The sequence below is a fragment of the Vibrio sinensis genome (assembly GCF_003605645.1).
GTDB classification, from domain to species: Bacteria; Pseudomonadota; Gammaproteobacteria; order Enterobacterales; family Vibrionaceae; genus Vibrio; species Vibrio sinensis.
Genome location: NZ_QVMU01000008.1, coordinates 117,140 through 133,679 on the forward strand (window position 1 = coordinate 117,140; position 16,540 = coordinate 133,679).

Annotated in this window: 15 protein-coding genes; 4 read left to right on the forward strand and 11 right to left on the reverse strand. The window is 45.2% G+C overall.

Annotated elements, in window-relative coordinates:
- Positions 1-278: 278 nt before the first annotated feature.
- The 8 genes from DZ860_RS10985 to DZ860_RS11020 form a co-directional block, all read right to left on the reverse strand.
- Positions 279-1,403 carry an acyl-CoA dehydrogenase family protein gene (locus DZ860_RS10985; RefSeq protein ID WP_120031186.1) on the reverse strand — a complete coding sequence of 375 codons (1,125 nt, stop codon included), beginning with the start codon at positions 1,401-1,403 and terminating at the stop codon, positions 279-281.
- Between the two features lie 11 nt (positions 1,404-1,414).
- Positions 1,415-2,623, reverse strand: coding sequence for an acyl-CoA dehydrogenase family protein (locus DZ860_RS10990; protein WP_120031188.1), 1,209 nt, complete (start codon positions 2,621-2,623; stop codon positions 1,415-1,417).
- Positions 2,624-2,639: 16 nt separating this feature from the next.
- Complete coding sequence (locus DZ860_RS10995; RefSeq protein ID WP_120031189.1) at positions 2,640-3,806, reverse strand: acyl-CoA dehydrogenase family protein; 1,167 nt, start codon at positions 3,804-3,806, stop codon at positions 2,640-2,642.
- Between the two features lie 8 nt (positions 3,807-3,814).
- Positions 3,815-4,990: a lipid-transfer protein gene (locus DZ860_RS11000; protein WP_120031191.1), complete on the reverse strand. Its 1,176-nt coding sequence runs from the start codon at positions 4,988-4,990 to the stop codon at positions 3,815-3,817.
- Positions 4,991-5,001: 11 nt separating this feature from the next.
- Positions 5,002-5,424 (reverse strand): MaoC family dehydratase, encoded by a 423-nt coding sequence (locus tag DZ860_RS11005; RefSeq protein ID WP_120031193.1) that lies wholly within the window; start codon positions 5,422-5,424, stop codon positions 5,002-5,004.
- A complete protein-coding gene (locus DZ860_RS11010; RefSeq protein WP_120031195.1) occupies positions 5,402-6,514 on the reverse strand; it encodes an acyl-CoA dehydrogenase family protein in 1,113 nt (370 codons plus the stop codon). Before DZ860_RS11010 ends, DZ860_RS11005 begins: the two co-directional genes overlap by 23 nt.
- Positions 6,511-7,485: a bifunctional MaoC family dehydratase N-terminal/OB-fold nucleic acid binding domain-containing protein gene (locus tag DZ860_RS11015; protein ID WP_207890616.1), complete on the reverse strand. Its 975-nt coding sequence runs from the start codon at positions 7,483-7,485 to the stop codon at positions 6,511-6,513. Before DZ860_RS11015 ends, DZ860_RS11010 begins: the two co-directional genes overlap by 4 nt.
- Positions 7,486-7,621: 136 nt before the next feature.
- On the reverse strand, positions 7,622-8,389 hold the full coding sequence (locus tag DZ860_RS11020; protein ID WP_207890617.1) for an SDR family oxidoreductase: 768 nt from the start codon (positions 8,387-8,389) through the stop codon (positions 7,622-7,624).
- Positions 8,390-8,544: 155 nt separating this feature from the next.
- On the opposite strand from DZ860_RS11020, the gene DZ860_RS11025 reads away from it, so the two are divergent.
- The 3 genes from DZ860_RS11025 to DZ860_RS11035 all read left to right on the forward strand — a co-directional run bounded on the left by DZ860_RS11025 (position 8,545) and on the right by DZ860_RS11035 (position 11,129).
- Positions 8,545-9,330, forward strand: a complete 786-nt coding sequence (locus tag DZ860_RS11025) for an enoyl-CoA hydratase (RefSeq protein ID WP_120031299.1) — start codon at positions 8,545-8,547, stop codon at positions 9,328-9,330.
- 240 nt (positions 9,331-9,570) lie between these two features.
- Complete coding sequence (locus DZ860_RS11030) at positions 9,571-10,377, forward strand: 5'-methylthioadenosine/S-adenosylhomocysteine nucleosidase (RefSeq protein WP_120031197.1); 807 nt, start codon at positions 9,571-9,573, stop codon at positions 10,375-10,377.
- A gap of 254 nt (positions 10,378-10,631) precedes the next feature.
- Complete coding sequence (locus DZ860_RS11035) at positions 10,632-11,129, forward strand: fasciclin domain-containing protein (protein ID WP_120031199.1); 498 nt, start codon at positions 10,632-10,634, stop codon at positions 11,127-11,129.
- A gap of 266 nt (positions 11,130-11,395) precedes the next feature.
- On the opposite strand, the gene DZ860_RS11040 is transcribed toward DZ860_RS11035, so the two are convergent.
- Genes DZ860_RS11040 through DZ860_RS11050 form a run of 3 tightly spaced genes read right to left on the reverse strand, consistent with a single transcriptional unit; the run spans position 11,396 to position 15,451 of the window.
- A complete protein-coding gene (locus tag DZ860_RS11040) occupies positions 11,396-12,331 on the reverse strand; it encodes a bifunctional OB-fold nucleic acid binding domain-containing protein/MaoC family dehydratase (RefSeq protein WP_120031201.1) in 936 nt (311 codons plus the stop codon).
- 4 nt (positions 12,332-12,335) lie between these two features.
- Complete coding sequence (locus tag DZ860_RS11045; protein WP_120031203.1) at positions 12,336-13,547, reverse strand: thiolase family protein; 1,212 nt, start codon at positions 13,545-13,547, stop codon at positions 12,336-12,338.
- Between the two features lie 11 nt (positions 13,548-13,558).
- Positions 13,559-15,451 carry a long-chain-acyl-CoA synthetase gene (locus DZ860_RS11050; RefSeq protein WP_120031205.1) on the reverse strand — a complete coding sequence of 631 codons (1,893 nt, stop codon included), beginning with the start codon at positions 15,449-15,451 and terminating at the stop codon, positions 13,559-13,561.
- Between the two features lie 241 nt (positions 15,452-15,692).
- Here DZ860_RS11050 and DZ860_RS11055 point away from each other — a divergent pair, with 241 nt between their 5' ends.
- The gene (locus tag DZ860_RS11055) at positions 15,693-16,523 is read left to right on the forward strand and encodes an alpha/beta fold hydrolase (RefSeq protein ID WP_120031207.1); all 831 of its coding nucleotides are present in this window, start codon (positions 15,693-15,695) and stop codon (positions 16,521-16,523) included.
- Positions 16,524-16,540: the final 17 nt, after the last annotated feature.

The following is a 16,540-nucleotide window of genomic DNA, read 5'->3' on the forward strand; positions in this document are numbered from 1 at the left end:
TTATTCCAGCACGCTAAGAAAAGTACGCCATCGTCAAACTGGACTAATTCAAACTGAATCGCCCGATTAAAGGGTGGGTAGCAAATGAAAATGTAAAGTTTGGTGGATGAGAAATAATTGAACGAGAGACTATGAGGAAGATAAAGATAAGATGTCAAAATGAATGTCGTCGATAAAACAGCAATAAATCCTTGATACACAGTACCAAAAACAAAATTGGTGATGCAGGCTCTCCACCTACATCACCAAAATAATCACATTATTTATCAGACAAAATGCTAATCAGTCAAAGCGGCATAACGTGTTTGATGGTAGTCAGAATCACCCAGATGCATTTGTGCGACTCGGATACGTTTTAGGTAGAGGCCCACATCTAACTCATCCGTCACACCGATACCACCATGCATTTGTACCGACTCTTTCGTAACAAGATCAGCCATCTTATTGACTTTCCATTTCGCTAAACTCACCGCTTTGGCGCGTTCACTGTCGTCAGTTGCATCGTCCACCGCTGACAAGGCATGCATTAAAGTACTTTTCGCTAACTCCATTTCGACAAAGCAAGCCGCCGCTCGATGTTGAAGCGCCTGAAAACTCCCAATTTTCTGGTCAAACTGTTTACGGGTTCTTAGGTACTCTAACGTCATGCTAAACAGCGCTTCACAAGCACCAAACATTTCAGCGGCTAAACAAGCTGTCGCCGCATCTAAAGACGCGACCAGCGCAGACTCCGTTTCCTTAACGCTCCCAAGTAACGATTCGTTGCTCACTTTGACTTGGTCGAAACTCACCATCGCCATGTTCCGAGCATCCACCAGTTTCATTGGTGTCACGGTAATCCCGCTGCTTGTAGCCGGTACCAATAACAAACGGACTTGGTTATTCAATGTTGCGACGACGAGAAACGCATCCGCACCGATACAATCGGCTACGAGCACTTTATTCCCTGACAAAACCAAATCTTGTCCTTGAGCCATTAACTCAGCATCCACTGCTAGCGGATCATAAATATGGCTTTCTTCATGAGCGAGAGCCACGCGAACCTCACCACTCATAATACCGGCTAACCATTTCTCTTTTTGCTGTTCATTTCCTAGTGATTCAATCAACGAACCACATAAAACGACAGAAGAAAGCAACGGCGAAGCAGAAAGGTTGTATCCAATCTGAGTGAACACAGCCCCCATTCCTTTGTAGCCAAAAGCTAAACCACCAGATTCTTCTGAGAATGGGATGGCAGTCCACCCCATCTCAATCATATTGTTCCAAAGCTCGCTATCGAAGCCTTGCTCATTGTTGGTATCACGTAGCGCTCTTTGAGCTGAAACAGGGCTAATTTCGCCCAAAAGTCCTTGCGCACTTTCCAATAACATCAGCTCATCTTGTGAATAAGTCAGGCTCATTGGTGTTCCCCTTATTGTTGTTTGTCTGCGCTGCCAGCATCAGGCAAATTCAAGATACGCTTCGCGATCACGTTGAGTTGAATTTCTGATGAGCCACCTGCGATGGTTTGAGTAAAGCTGTTCAACCAAGCACGAGTTACGCCAAGCTCTTGCTCCGAGATACCATCACCTTGCCAACCAAGTGCACGGTAACCCATCACATCGAGCAGTAGCTCAAATTTGATTTTTTCTTGCTCGGTATGCACTAATTTCATGATTGACATAGTGCCGTTAACATCAAGGCCCAGCCGGGCTTCCTCCGTCATACGCTGAACCGTAAGCCCATAGGCGTGCTCGTCCATATCAGCGGCAGTGATTCGCGCTTTCAACCCGGCATTAGCTGCTGTTGGTGAATCAGACAGGTAGTCTTTACTTAGAGCGAGAAGATCATAGTGTGTTGGTAAACTGAACTCGCCAAATTTAGACATCGCGGCACGTTCGTGTTGCAGCAGTTGCTTAGCCAGTGACCAACCTAAATGTAACTCTCCAATTAAGTTGTTTTTCGCGACTTTTACTTCATCAAAATGCACTTCGCAAAATGTTGACTTGCCACTGATGAGATCAATCGGTGAAACGGTCACGCCCGGTGCATGCATGTCTATCAATAACAGTGAAATTCCATGATGCTTGCTACCTGAACTATCGGTTCGTACTAAGGCATACATCCAATCACTTTTATTGCCGTAAGAGGTCCAAATTTTTGCACCATTGACTACGTAGTGATCACCCTCGTCTTTTGCAGTCGTTCTAATATTAGCGAGATCAGACCCTGCATTAGGCTCACTAAAACCCTGACACCAACGTACTTCACCCTTGGTCATCGGTGTAAGAATGCGCTGTTTTTGCTCTTCGGTTCCGTATTTCAAAACCACCGGGCCAAGCATCCAAATACCTAAATTAATTTGAGCCGGACGGCAACCTAAACGACGAATCTCTTGTTCAAGAATCGTCTCTTGTTCAGCACTAAGACCACCACCACCATATTCGGTTGGCCAGTTCGGGCAGAACCAACCTTTGTCTCGCATACGTTCAAACCACTGACGTTGATCTTGGGTTTTAAACGCAATATCACTTCCACCCCACACTAATTCATCATCTGGAGTAGGCGTTCTTAATGACATCGGGCAGTTTTCTTCTAACCACGATCTGACTTCTGCGCGAAACTCACCTTTATCAACCATCCTTGTTCTCCTTGAATTATCGAGCTCGGGGTAACCCTAAACCAAATTGTGCGATAAGTTCGCGTTGGATTTCATTGGTACCACCGCCAAAAGTGACGGTAACAGAAGCGCGTACTTCGTATTCCAATTCACCCTCGAGCAATGAAGCCGCAGAGCCCTCACGAACCATACCGTTTGCGCCAGTAATCTCTTGCAAACGACGTAATATTTCAATAACGGATTCCGAACCGTACACTTTTGTTGTTGATGCGAGTGATACGCCAAGAGAACCCGCCTCAAGATCAGCAGCAATTCTGAAGTTGATTAAGCGCATAGACTCAAGGCGTGCATAGCACTCTGCCAACGCTGTACGAACCCAAGGCTTATTGATGGCTCGTTTACCTTGCTCATCCGGTGTTTTTGCCCATAAAAACACGCGGCGGAATAGACCAACCACTTTATCAGACCATGAACCTAAGCCCAATCGTTCGTGATTAAGCTGTGCGGTCATCAACTTCCAACCACCATTTAACTCTCCCACCAACATCGACTGAGGAACGACCACGTTGTCGTAATACGTTGATGTAGTTGTGTTTGATGTTGTTGGAATCAATGTATGAGAAAAGCCTTCACTTTTCGTATCGACAATCAGAATGGAGATACCTTTATGCCTTGGTAAGTCAGCATCTGTACGTGCGGCCAACCAAATATAATCGGCATTGTTCGCTCCTGAAGTCCAAAGCTTGGTGCCATTAACAAGGAAATGATCCTCTTTTGGTCGTGCGACGGTTTTCAGACTAGCCAAATCAGAGCCTGCGTTAGGTTCGGAATAGCCAATCGCAAAGTGTGTTTCACCACGCGCAATACCCGGAAGAAACTGTTCCTTTTGCTCATCGGAACCGAATGCCATTAATGACGGGCCAACAGTACTGATGGTGACGAACGGAAGAGGAGCACCAGCGATGTTCGCCTCTTCAAAGAAGATCAATTGCTCTGTAGCACTATAACCTTGGCCACCATATTCTTTTGGCCAGCCGACAGCCAACCAACCATCTTTACCCATTTGACGAATGACATCACGATATTCAGTACCGCTCTCTGCCCCACGTAATCGGAGTTTCAATTCCGGCGTCATCAACGAAGAGAAATAATCTCTAACGGTAAGACGCAGTTCATGCTGCTCTGGTGTTAAATCGACAAACATACTGACTCCTACTCGTTACCTAGAATAAGCCCACTGGTTGGGACTCCTGTACCGGCGGTTACCAATACGTTTTGTACATTCTCGACCTGATTCACCGCAGTGCCGCGAACTTGCCTTACCGCTTCAGCCACCCCATTCATACCATGGATATAGGCCTCACCGATTTGCCCACCATGGGGGTTAATTGGCAACTTGCCGCCACGGGCATGGTGACCGGCACGAATAAACTCTTTCGCCTGTCCTCTTGGAGCAAAGCCAAACTCTTCCAGTTGTGGCAAAACAAAAGGCGTAAAGTGATCATAAATAATCGCGGTTTGAAAATCGTCTGGCGTTAGCCCTGATTGCTTGTAAAGCTCTTCAGCAACGACAGCCATTTCTGGCAATCCGGTAATGTCTTCACGATAAAAAGAGGTCATGGATTGCTGACCATCGGCAATGCCTTGCGAACCCGCTTTGATAATGACAGGTTTAACCTGTAACTCTTGAGCCACTTCGGTACGAGTAATGACCATAGCAACAGCGCCATCAGATTCTTGGCAGCAATCAAATAGGTGCAGTGGTTCACAAATCCAGCGAGAGGCTTGATGCTCTTCGAGGGTCAACGGCTTTTCATAAAAGAATGCGTTTGGGTTAGTCGCTGCGAAATCTCGAGCGGCGACAGCAACACGGCCGAAGTCTTCTGAGGTTGCGCCGTATTCGTGCATATAGCGCTGAGCAAACATACCCACCCATGCCGCTGGCGTATGGAAACCGTGTGGCATATACCAACCATAGTTGACGTTTTCGAAAATTGGCGTCGAGCCAAATCCATAATCACCACTACCAAAACGGTACCAAGAACGCTCGTTCATAGAGCGATAAACCACAACGGTATTAGCAAGACCTGAAGCAACCGCCATAGCCGCATGGATGATAGGAGCACAAGCCGCGCCACCACCGTGAGGAATTTGTGAGAAGAAAGTGACTTTATCACAGCCCAGCAAACGCGCCATTTCGTACTCAGGTACTTTATCGACAGAGTAGCTACAAAAACCATCCACATCCGATGGTGAGATGCCTGCATCTTCAAGTGCTGCTAACGTTGCTTCCATGGCTAGACGCAACTCTGTACGTCCTGAGTTTTTTGAAAACTCTGTTGCGCCCAAACCAACAATGGCAGCTTTACCACTGATTGACGAATCCATTTTCATTCTCCCTATGCTGACAATGCGATTGAAACTGTGCCACTAACGTGCGTACCCATGCTGTTTTTCCCTACAATGGTGACGACAACATCGTTAGATTCAGCATCGATATGCGTGACTTCGCCTTTAAACACCATGGTGTCGCCAGGGTAATTAGGCATGCCTAACTTGATCTTAAGATCTTTTAAACGAGCGCCCGGTCCAACCCAATCTTCCACATAGCGTTGAACTAGCGCATTGGTGGTTAAAATGTTCATAAAGATATGGGGCGTACCCGAAGCTTGAGCTGCATCTTTATCATGATGACCTGCGAAATAGTCACGTGTTGCAATTGCTCCACCTGTAATTAACGCAACAGTGATCGGAACCGATAGTGTCGGTAAGTTGTCACCAATATTGATATCACTTAAATTATTCTTGTTCTGCGAGATCATATTTCCACCCAAGTGTGTTGTTATTTGCTAGCCAATCCCCTAGTACTTCCAGATTTTCACTGCTCCCGCCAAGTCCAAGGCAAAGTGCTCTGCTCCAATATAGAAAGAGATACGTTGGTGAACTGATGTCGACGCCAAAGCCACCATGTAAGTGCTGAGCTTTATGACAAATGAAGTGCCCTGTTTCACACGCTTGCCATGCCGTCGAATACGATTCAGGCTCGCTTGTCATGCCTGCATCAAGACGATAAACCAATTGCCAAAGCGTTGAACGCAGCGTTTCTAGCGAGATTTGGCAATCTGCCATCGTCATTTGTACCGACTGGAATGTCGCGATTTGTCGGTCAAACTGGCGACGTTCTGTTACGTATTCCACGGTTCGCTTTAGCTGCTGCTCACATAAACCAATCAGCATTGACGCTTGTGCCGCCACGAGGCGAGGTGCCAACCACGCCATCGCACTTTCAGAAAGTAGATCGGTTGTTTTTAATCGTACATTGTCGAACTTAAGATCGGATACGGATTCGCCTTGAGTTAAAACACCATCGATGCGAGCAATACCTGTCAGTGACAAATCAACCACAACAAGGCGTTTAATGTCGTCTAGTTCAGCTGCCACCAGTGCATATTGACTGTTGCTTACTTCGGCTACACAACTCAGCTCACCAGTCAAAACCAACTCAGCGCCGTCGACAGTTGCTGTCAGCGGAGCTTCATTGATATTGGCAATCGTCAGGACATTCGCGCCTTCTGCCGCTGTCACGCCGATTGGCAATAGGGATTCATCCCCAAAGTGATAAATAGCCGACGCCGCCATTTGATGGCGATATAACGGGACCAATGCCAGCGAAGCCCCTTGAGCTTCAAGGATCACCATCAGATCCGTCATATTCAGACCACTGCCACCAATCTCTTCTGGAATCATTAGCGAGTGCAACCCAGTTTCAATACAGGTTTTCCAAAGCGGAGCCATGCGAGTCTCACCAGATTCTGCAAACGAACGAAGTGTTTCGTCATCACAGTAATCACTGAATACAGCAACGGCCATCTCTTGAATCGCACGCTGATCTTCTGTCAAAGTAAAATTCATGACTCCTCCCTAGTTCGAAACATTGGTAGTGTTAAGTCGCCATCGAACGTTTCAAAACACACTTCAACGGGCGTACCAATCGATAGGTTTTTAGGATCAACACCAACCAACCCAGCGGTTAAGCGAACCCCCTCTTCCAGTTCGATCAATCCAATCGGATTTGGGTAATCAAACGGTGGAATTTCTGGGTAATGCATCACTACATAGGAGTACAACTCACCTTTACCACTCGCGACTTTGTAATCAAGGTCGAATGATTGACAATGGATACACACTGGTGCAGGTGGGTGCTGTAATTTATCGCAGCTTTTACAATGCTGAATGCGCAGTTCTTTCTCGTCACAACCGTCCCAGAAAAAGCGAGTGTCATCGCTGATCCCCGGTTTTGAACGCTTAATCACTGGAATAGCTGGCTTGCTTTCAGTTTTAGTTTCTATTACCTGAGCCGGTTTAAACTTAAACACGCGGAATAACAATTCACCGACTTGTTCATCACCATATGGCTTTTGTGAAAAATAGGTCATTTTCAATGTCACAAAAAAACCAGTTCCGAGTGCTGTTTGCTTTTGATCGCTGAGTGAATCAAAACGCGTGGTGTAATAAAGACGCTCACCCATTTTTAGGTAGCGCTCAAAGGTCAATTCTGAATTTACCGCGACGACCGACATATAGCCTTGCTCTTCAAGCAATTTAAGTACACCGTAAGGGTTATCATCCGTAGAGCCCGGCGGAAAATTGTCTTGGTACAAACCCGATTGACACCAGCTCTGTAGCATCGCTGGTGGCGCAACTAATCCTTCAAATTCCGTTTGAAGTGCGTATTCAGGGTCAATATATAGAGGATTTGTTACCCCCATTACTTCACACCACTGTCGCACCATTGCTGGATTCACTTCGTCCCACGCGTAAATTCGGCCAAACTCTTTGCCTACCATTTCGCGTATTGGGGTTAACCAGTTATTTTCAGACAATGTCTTTCTCCTAATCTTCAAAACACAGCTTATTAAAAGTGTGCTTAATAAAACCGTACTTAATAAAGCAATTCGCAATGAAATAATGTTCAATAAAACAATGCGTTATGAATTGTTTTATTATGAACAATTGTGTTTATACGTCTGCCGCAGATAAGAAAGCAGGCTTCTCGCCTCCACCATGGAGCACCAGATTGCAGCCACTTCCATATAAGCAATGTTCCGATGCCAAAAATAGGCACGCGCCGCCAATATCACTTGGCTCTGCCATACGCCCAAGGGGGATAGTCTGGCTTACCGCCGCAATACCCGCTTCATCACCATAATGAAGCGCAGATTGTTCTGTTTTCACTAAACCTGGAGTCACAGCGACCACTCTCACCTTTGGTGCCCATTCAACAGCCAAAGATTGAACCAATGAGAGGACACCTGCTTTCGCTGCACCATAAGCCGCTGTACCTGGAGAGGGTCTTAGTGCACTGACACTGCTAATAAAAATAATCACGCCCTGACGAGATTGCTTTTGCATCAAAGTATTGGCGCGCTGAGCGATATTGAGAGGAGCAATGAGGTTCAAGCGAATAATGCTTTCATGAAACCTCGGAGATGCCTTATCTGCCAATGCAAAAGGGCTACCGCCTGCATTGTTAATCAATACATCTAACTCGCCATATTCACTCTCGATAACAGAAAACAGCGTATCGACTGAATCTAAGTCTCGAACATCAACAGGTAGAAAACGGGCCTCTCGCCCTCCGCTTGCCGGTAGTGTCTCGGGTGCGGATCGACCACACACGATCACATCTGCTCCACTGTCTAAAAACGTCTTAGCGATCCCAGCACCAATCCCTTTAGTGCCGCCGGTAATCAAAACGGTTTTGCCTTTATTTTCGAATTGCATCATCACTTCCCCTATCGTTTTCCTTCACAATGGAAAGAACCTCATATTGCTATTCTCATCACTACACCCCACAAATTCGTCGTCTAAATGGACGATGATAAAAAGCTTTATCCGTAGAGAATTTGCATTAAATAAGAGGCGTTTCGATGGATGAATGTATGGAAGAATGTAAAGAGAACACTGTTTTACTGTCTTACCCTAATAAGGGCGTGGCGCAGTTAACATTAAACAGACCCCAAGCAACCAACGCACTTAGCCTTGATCTTCAAAAGCAACTTGCCGAATATTTTGAACAATTATCCGATGACCCAGAGGTTCGTTGTATCGTGCTGACCGGAGGTGAGAATGTCTTTGCTGCTGGAGGGGATATTCATAGCATGGTTGATTGCGGAGCCATCGACATTTACAAGCGTCATACTGAAAGGCTGTGGGCTCCGATAGCCAACTGTCCTAAACCGATTGTCGCGGCAGTATGTGGTTACGCATACGGTGGTGGGTGTGAATTAATGATGCATGCAGACATCATCATTGCCGGCGAAAGTGCTTCATTTTGTCAGCCAGAAATTAATATTGGCATCATGCCCGGAATTGGTGGAACGCAGCGATTAGTTCGCGCTGTTGGCAAAGTAAAAGCGATGCAGATGGCGCTAACAGGTAAGCCGATTTCGGCCTATGAAGCTTGGGTATCAGGGCTAGTGAGTGAAACTTGTGCCGACAATGATGTGCTCGCACATGCCAATACTGTTGCAAAGAAAGTCGCAAGAATGCCCCCACTCGCCGCAGAACAAATAAAAGAAGTCATTAATGCCGGTATGGATGCTTCTCTGGATTCCGCTATGGCACTCGAACGTAAAGCAAACGCTCTACTGTTTGCTTCACAAGATCAAACAGAGGGCATGAAAGCTTTCATCGAAAAGCGCTATCCTGATTTTAAAGGACGCTAATCTTAGCTCACAGAGCACTAGTCTAGACTGGTGCTCTCTCTGCATGGTCATTAATTGACTATTAACGACCAAGGCCATTGATGGCTGTCCCTCCAAGAGTCCCTTTCCAAAAATTCATCTCTATTTTGAATTTCAATCTGAAAAAGAGTGATATTTTGGCTAAAAATAACGTTTCGTGATTGACGCAAACGTTTGCTATATGTAAGTTACGCCATCTTTTTTATTGATAAGTATGTCGTTATGTTTATTCGTTTAATTGCGCTTGCCCCAGTTGTTGTCTCTTTTTCTATTTTTGCCCAACCACAACCTATCTTGATACAAGGTGCCATGGAAATCGAAACCAGTACCCTTGTTTCGGCACTAAAAGAATCTAAACAGACAACCGTTGGTTCTTGGACTTTTTGGCAAGGTGAAATTGATGGCTATCCAGTGGTCGTTTCTCGTACTGAAGTTGGCTTAGCAAATGCGGCGGCTTCAACCACTATTGGCATCGAAAATTTCAATCCAAAGTACATTATCAACCAAGGCACTTCTGGTGGTCACGATCCGAAATTGTACCGTGGTGATATTGTTGTCGGTGAAGCAAGCTTCAACATGGGCGCTTACAAATCTACATTCAAAGAAAAAGGCCAAGGCATTGACCCAACTCAATGGCAAAACTTCGATGTAACCATGCGTTTACGTGAAAATGGCGAATTTGTTGAATACAAACAATTTAAAGCCGATGAGAAACTGGTCAATATCGCCTACTCACAAGCAGACGTGTACAAGAACGGCAAAGTCGTTAAAGGTCTAATTGGCTCAGCAGACGAATGGAACCGAGAAGTCGATCGCATCAACTGGTTCCACGACACGCTAGGCACTTCAGTTGAAGAAATGGAAACTTCAGCTGCCGCACTCGTCGCGCAAGCCTATCAAGTCCCATTTGTTGGTATCCGTGTTCTTTCTAACACTGATCAACACAAACAAGATTTTGACCCACAAACCGCTATTGATTGTCAGCTCTATACCCTAGATGTTGTTAAGGCACTGATTAAACAACAATAAATTTTCCATATTCAATTTAGAAAAGAGGTCGTTTACCTCTTTTCTTCCCCGTCCCCTTATCTATTCCCCCCGAATTGATCCTCTGTTACCCAATCACATCGAGTTACATTGAACGGACAGGTCGAACTTATTAAACAGAAATTCTTATGATCCAATCCATTTAGAGCTGCGTAATAACTTTTCGGAAACCATGCAAAATCACATGCAGAATTATACGCCAAGCCAAAACGCAGCCATTTAAAAAGGACGATATAATGTTTAGAAAAGTAGCTACCTGTGCATCTTTAGTTGTCGCTACCGCGACATTTTCCACGATTGCTCTAGCCGATCACCATGGGATGAAGAAAGACATCGTTGATGTCGCCGTTGAAAATGGTTCATTCAACACGTTAGTCACCGCAGTGAAAGCGGCTGAGCTGGTTGGTACATTAAAAAGCGATGGTCCTTTTACCGTCTTTGCTCCCACTGATGCAGCATTTGAAAAACTACCAGACGGCACTGTCGAAATGCTTTTGAAACCAGAAAACAAAGATAAGCTTGTTTCAATCCTCACTTACCATGTCGTACCTGGAGAAGTTACGGCTGCTGAGGTAGTAAAAATGAAAGACGCCAAAACGGTTCAAGGTGAGTTAGTCAGCTTTACTATCAACGGCGACAAAGTGATGGTCAATGATGCCACTGTCATTGGGACAGACGTTGATGCAAGCAATGGCGTTATACATGTTATTGATACGGTCTTGATGCCGCAATAAGCTAAGAAGCAATCTTAAGAAAAGAAACAACCTTGAGCAAAAATGATATGTCTGAGTCGCATTGCTCTAAAAAATATAATCTTTTAGAAATACTATTGTTTGAAAGCACAAAAAATCCGAGTGGGTCGCCTCACTCGGATTTCTACATTGGTTAATCAAACGACTATCTACGCCGTTTCACAGCAAAGAGCTTGTCACAAAATAGCTAGCAACGAACTTGCTTATAATGAACTAACGCGCAACGAATTAGCCGTCTAGATAATGAATTAACGATACAAAATCACCAATTCATTAATCACCGATGGACGTTCATTACCGACCACATGTGTCGTGACCTCAAGCGTCAACTGAAGACCTTTATGAGTATTCAGTGCAGACTTAACTCGAGAACGTGCATGCAAGTTTGAACCTACGGGCACTGGCGCAGGGAAACGCAATCTATCTGAGCCGTAATTAACCATAGTTTTGAAACCCGTGATCTCATAAGGCAACGCCAGATCAAAACGCGATTGAAGAACCTGAACCAGAGCGCCATGAGCAATCGTGCTCCCAAATGGGCTCTCTTTTTTGGCGCGTTCTGGATCTGTGTGCAACCAATAATCATCACCGGACAATTTGGCAAAATCATTGATCAATGTCTGATCGACCGTGATCTCATTACTCCATGGGGTAAAACCGAACGACGGTAGAGCAGAAACTGCAGCGCTATTATCAATTGAAATCTGCACTTGACCTTGATCGTTCTTGGCTAAATCCGCCAACGGATTTTTATATTCTAAGCGATCAAAGTCAGCTTCCTTGCCAGTGAACTGCAATAAGGTTGTTCCCTCAGCATCCACTTGTTCAAATACCGGCTTAAGTGCCATACCAACCGTAATTTGACTCTCATCGAGCCCTACGATCGTGGTGTTGATTTGCACACCCTCTTTCAATTTAACCACCGCCAATACTTGAGGTTTATCACTCTCAAATTCAGACATGGTCGGCACGCGAGCAATCGTAAAGCTATACAAGGTCGCTTCACCTGAGACTTCAGTCCACTCCAACTGATCGCTCAAGCAATGAGAACAGTGGTTGCGAGGATAGAACACCCAACCTTGGCAATCTTGGCAATGTTGAATTCGTACGACACCATCTTTTAACGATTGCCAAAATGGTGCAGAAATCGCCGTCTCTAACGGCATTGGTTTGCTATTACTCATCGACTTAAGCTCCTTGCAAGATCAACGCGCCTTGCTCACTCATTACTCCACCCGTACCACTGACAAATACTTGATCACATTTTGCCAATTGTCGTTTATCCCCTCGTCCGGCAATCTGCTGGAATGCTTCAATCACTTGCGACATGCCACCAGCGGCGCCAGATTGACCAAAGCTTAATTGGCCACCATGAGTATTAAGTGGGAAGTCGCCTTTAAAGGTTAGGTTGTGTTCATTAACGAATTTCATCCCCTCACCTTTTGGACAAAATCCTGCATCTTCCAGAGATAAAAGCGTTGTGATGGTATAACAATCGTAAAGTTGGGCTGCATCCATTTGGTCAGGTTTCATTCCAGCCATAGAAAACGCTTTTTCTGCCGCTTGCGCTAAAGGGGTCACCGTCATTTCATTACTATAAGATGGCGACTTATAAGAAAGACGTTCGCCAAAACCTTTTACAAACGCAGGACGGTGGCGACTACGCGCAGCCAGTTCTTTAGAAGTCACTAGTACCGCGGCTCCGCCAGCAACAGGCATCACAATTTCAAGTACATGAAGAGGATCTGCGACCACTTTACTCGCCAATACATCTTCCGCTGTTAGAGTTTGACCATTAAAGATCGCATCCGGATGGTATTGAGCGTTAAAGCGTTGATCGACGGCAATCTTCGCCATTGCTTTTTTATCATAACCATATTGTGCTGCGTAACGCTGGGCGATCATCGCATAACCGGTATTTTGTCCGACGTGACCGTAAGGCAAATCAAATTCCGCTTCTGGCGCACCAAATGCTGTCGAGTGTCCACCATAACGCATGGCATTTGCCATCCAGCTTAAATCTTCACCTGGAGCAAAAGGTGCCATACGAGCAGGTATTACACACAATACTGCTTGGCATAATCCCATTTCGATTGCCGCTGCTGCGCGCCAAACCATACCTACGGACGAACAGCCTCCTAAATCGACAACTTCCGCAAAATTGACTTCAACACCCAAATATTCAGCCGCCATAGCAGGTACAAAAATTGAGGCTTCGTGAAATTGTGGCCCATGTAAAACAAGACCATCTACATCTTTCATACTCAAACCTGCATCTAAAACAGCCTGACGACTTAAGTCAGCCACTTGCTCTAGATGAAACATTTGAGGGGCGGTTTGATATTTTTCTGGCTTATATTGCGCCGCGCCAACGATCGCTGCGGTTCCCTTTAATCCCATTTTTGGACTCCTTATCCCTGCTCACTATGTTGAAATGGTGGATACCCCACGGCAGCCAGCCTATCCGGCGAATATGACTCGTATGTTGAAGCCTCTTCATTACGGATGAATAATGGGTCTCGACACGCTTTCGGATCGTAACCTTGTCTTTGTAAGTCCACTTTACGCAACTTAAATGTGGTGGTGATATCGGCAGCTCCACAAACTCGAACAAATTGTGGCGCCGCGTAACGCGGTAATCGTTGTTCGGTTAATTGAAAGAACGCTTTTGGATCAAATGTTTCTCCATCTTGCATCACTATCGCTGCCATACCAGCGCGCCCTTCATGGTTCGGAACCAACACACCGTAGATATTGATAGTTTCAGCACCTTGGAAATCTTCAAGCGCCGTCGCGACCTCTTGAGTTGACACATTTTCACTTTTCCAGCGATACGTATCCCCAATGCGGTCAACAAAATAGTAATAGTCATCCTGATCGTAACGGAGCAAATCGCCGGAACGCCAGTAAGCATCATCACTTTTCAGTACATTTCGAACGATTTTTTGTTCTGATGCTTCTGCTGAGGTGTAACCCTCGAAGCGGCCGGCTCCCATATCAGGGTGATTGATGATCATCCCTAAGGCTTCACCCACTTCCCCTTCCTGACATGGAATACAAAAGCCTTGATCATCTTTAATATATTGATCCGCTTCAACATCATATCGAACCAAAAGGAAATTGGTCTTTTTCTTATCAGGAACACGACCACAAGAACCAATATAGTTATCAAGGTTGATCAAATTAGTGTTCGCTTCTGTTGAACCCCAACCCTCATAAACGTCCATCGAGCCAAATTTATCCAACCAACGACGCCATGATTCCGCAGTTAGCCCCGCTCCTAACATAGCGCGAACCTGATGATCTCTATAACCCTGCTCTTGGTTGTTTGCGTCATCGTGATTGAGTAAATAACGGCAAATTTCACCGATATATTGCACGACAGTCACTTGGTTATTCTTAATGTCAGGCCAGAAAGAACGGACACTAAATTTACGTCTTAGGAGAATAGATGATCCAGCAGCTAAGGCTGTAGATGTGATAGAAGTTGCAGCTGCACCATGATAAAGAGGCAGAAAACAATAGAAAATATCATCAGGGACCGCATCCAAAGTCACGTGCATCACGTCACCTGAACACATCCAACGCATATGGCTGTATATCGCGGCTTTCGGTAGGCCAGTCGTTCCTGATGTGAAAATCAGAAGTGACGGCATTTCTGCTGTAACTGCTGAACGCACCGATTTATCAAACGATTCTATTGAGGCGGCTTCAAGCGCATGGGCAAAACTCGCATCAAACTGAGCATTAACCTCACTCGTGGCTGGCTTTTCCGAATCCGGTAACAAATACAACGGGAGATCCGTAAGCTGATCCATTGTTTTAGCAAACAGTGAAGCACATTCTTCACCCACTAATACCATTTTAGGGTTACATGCTTCGAGTGCATGCACCAAAGGTGTGCCGTGAATTTGTGTATTAATAAAGGCGACGGTTGCCCCTATTTTTGCCAATCCAAACCACGCAAAAAAGAATTCAGGTCGATTCTCAAGGGCTATCGCACATACATCTCCGGCTCTGAGACCCAGTTTATAAGCAGTATGGGCGATCTTATTTGCTTGATGATCAACCTCAAGATAACTCAAAGACCGATCGTTGTAGATCAAAAATGATTGATCTGCTCTTTGGCTTACTTGGTGCTCAAATCGATCCGCGAGCGTGTAATGATCAGACGGTTTTATTAACATCGCCGCTTTCGCTCTACGATCCATTTTTTCCTGTGTCTCACTGCGAGGAACAGGCAAAATGACGTCTGCTACTTCGTCATAGGTGGCATCCACCTTCGGACTTATTGTGTCTGTCATAGTAACTTCCTGCCGTATTCTATCGGATACCTTTCAATATCCGCATTTCCAACATAATTGAACCAACCTTATGTTTGAAAAACTTGCGCAAACTAACATCGTCCAACGGGACTAATAAGTCCGGATTGATGAAATTTCAATCTGGTTCAAATGGACGATGCTCAAAAAGCTCAAAAACAAGACGATGTCATGATGACAGTCTCTGCGACTGAAATGCATAACAACAAGGAAGGAGAAAGCAATGTCAAATTTAGGTCTAAGTTTGCCTGAGCAGCATTACCTAACATTGCAAAATGGTTTGACTGTACATTACCTCGACGAGGGGAAAGGCGATGTGGTTCTTTGGTTACACGGAAGTGGACCTGGCGCATCGGGATACAGCAACTTTAAAGGTAATTATCCTTATTTTGCCAAGCAAGGTTTCCGCAATATCGTTCTTGACCTACCTGGGTTTGGCCGTTCAGATAAACCTGACGATGTTCAATACAACCTCGACTTTTTTGTCAGTGTTCTAAATGAAATGATTGAAGCTCTCAATCTCGCACCTTGTACCTTGTTAGGTAATTCTCTCGGCGGAGCAATTGCGCTGGGGCAAGCATTAAAACACCCAACGACCGTCAATAAACTGATTCTTATGGCACCCGGTGGCGTAGAAGAACGTGAAACCTACTTTGAGATGGAGGGCATCCAAAAGATGGTTGCGACCTACAATCAAGGGCCAATGGGCATTCATGAAATGAGAGAAGTGATGAGTTTACAACTCCATGATTCATCACAACTTACCGACGAAATTTTACAAGAACGTGTTGCAGTCGCGGTAACGCAACCAAGTCAGTTGTTTTCCACCATGATGGTTCCTAATATGACGGAAGATCTCCATAAGCTAGCGTGTCCAATGCTTGGCTTCTGGGGCAGCAACGATGTCTTCAATCCGCCAGCAGGGGTTTTTAAGTTCCTCGATAATGTACCAACAGCAAAATTTATCTTACTTAACCAATGTGGTCATTGGGTTCAAGTTGAGCACTCAGAACTCTTTAATCGTACATGTTTAGATTTCCTCCTCGGTCGGTAATCCTACAAGGAAAGTAA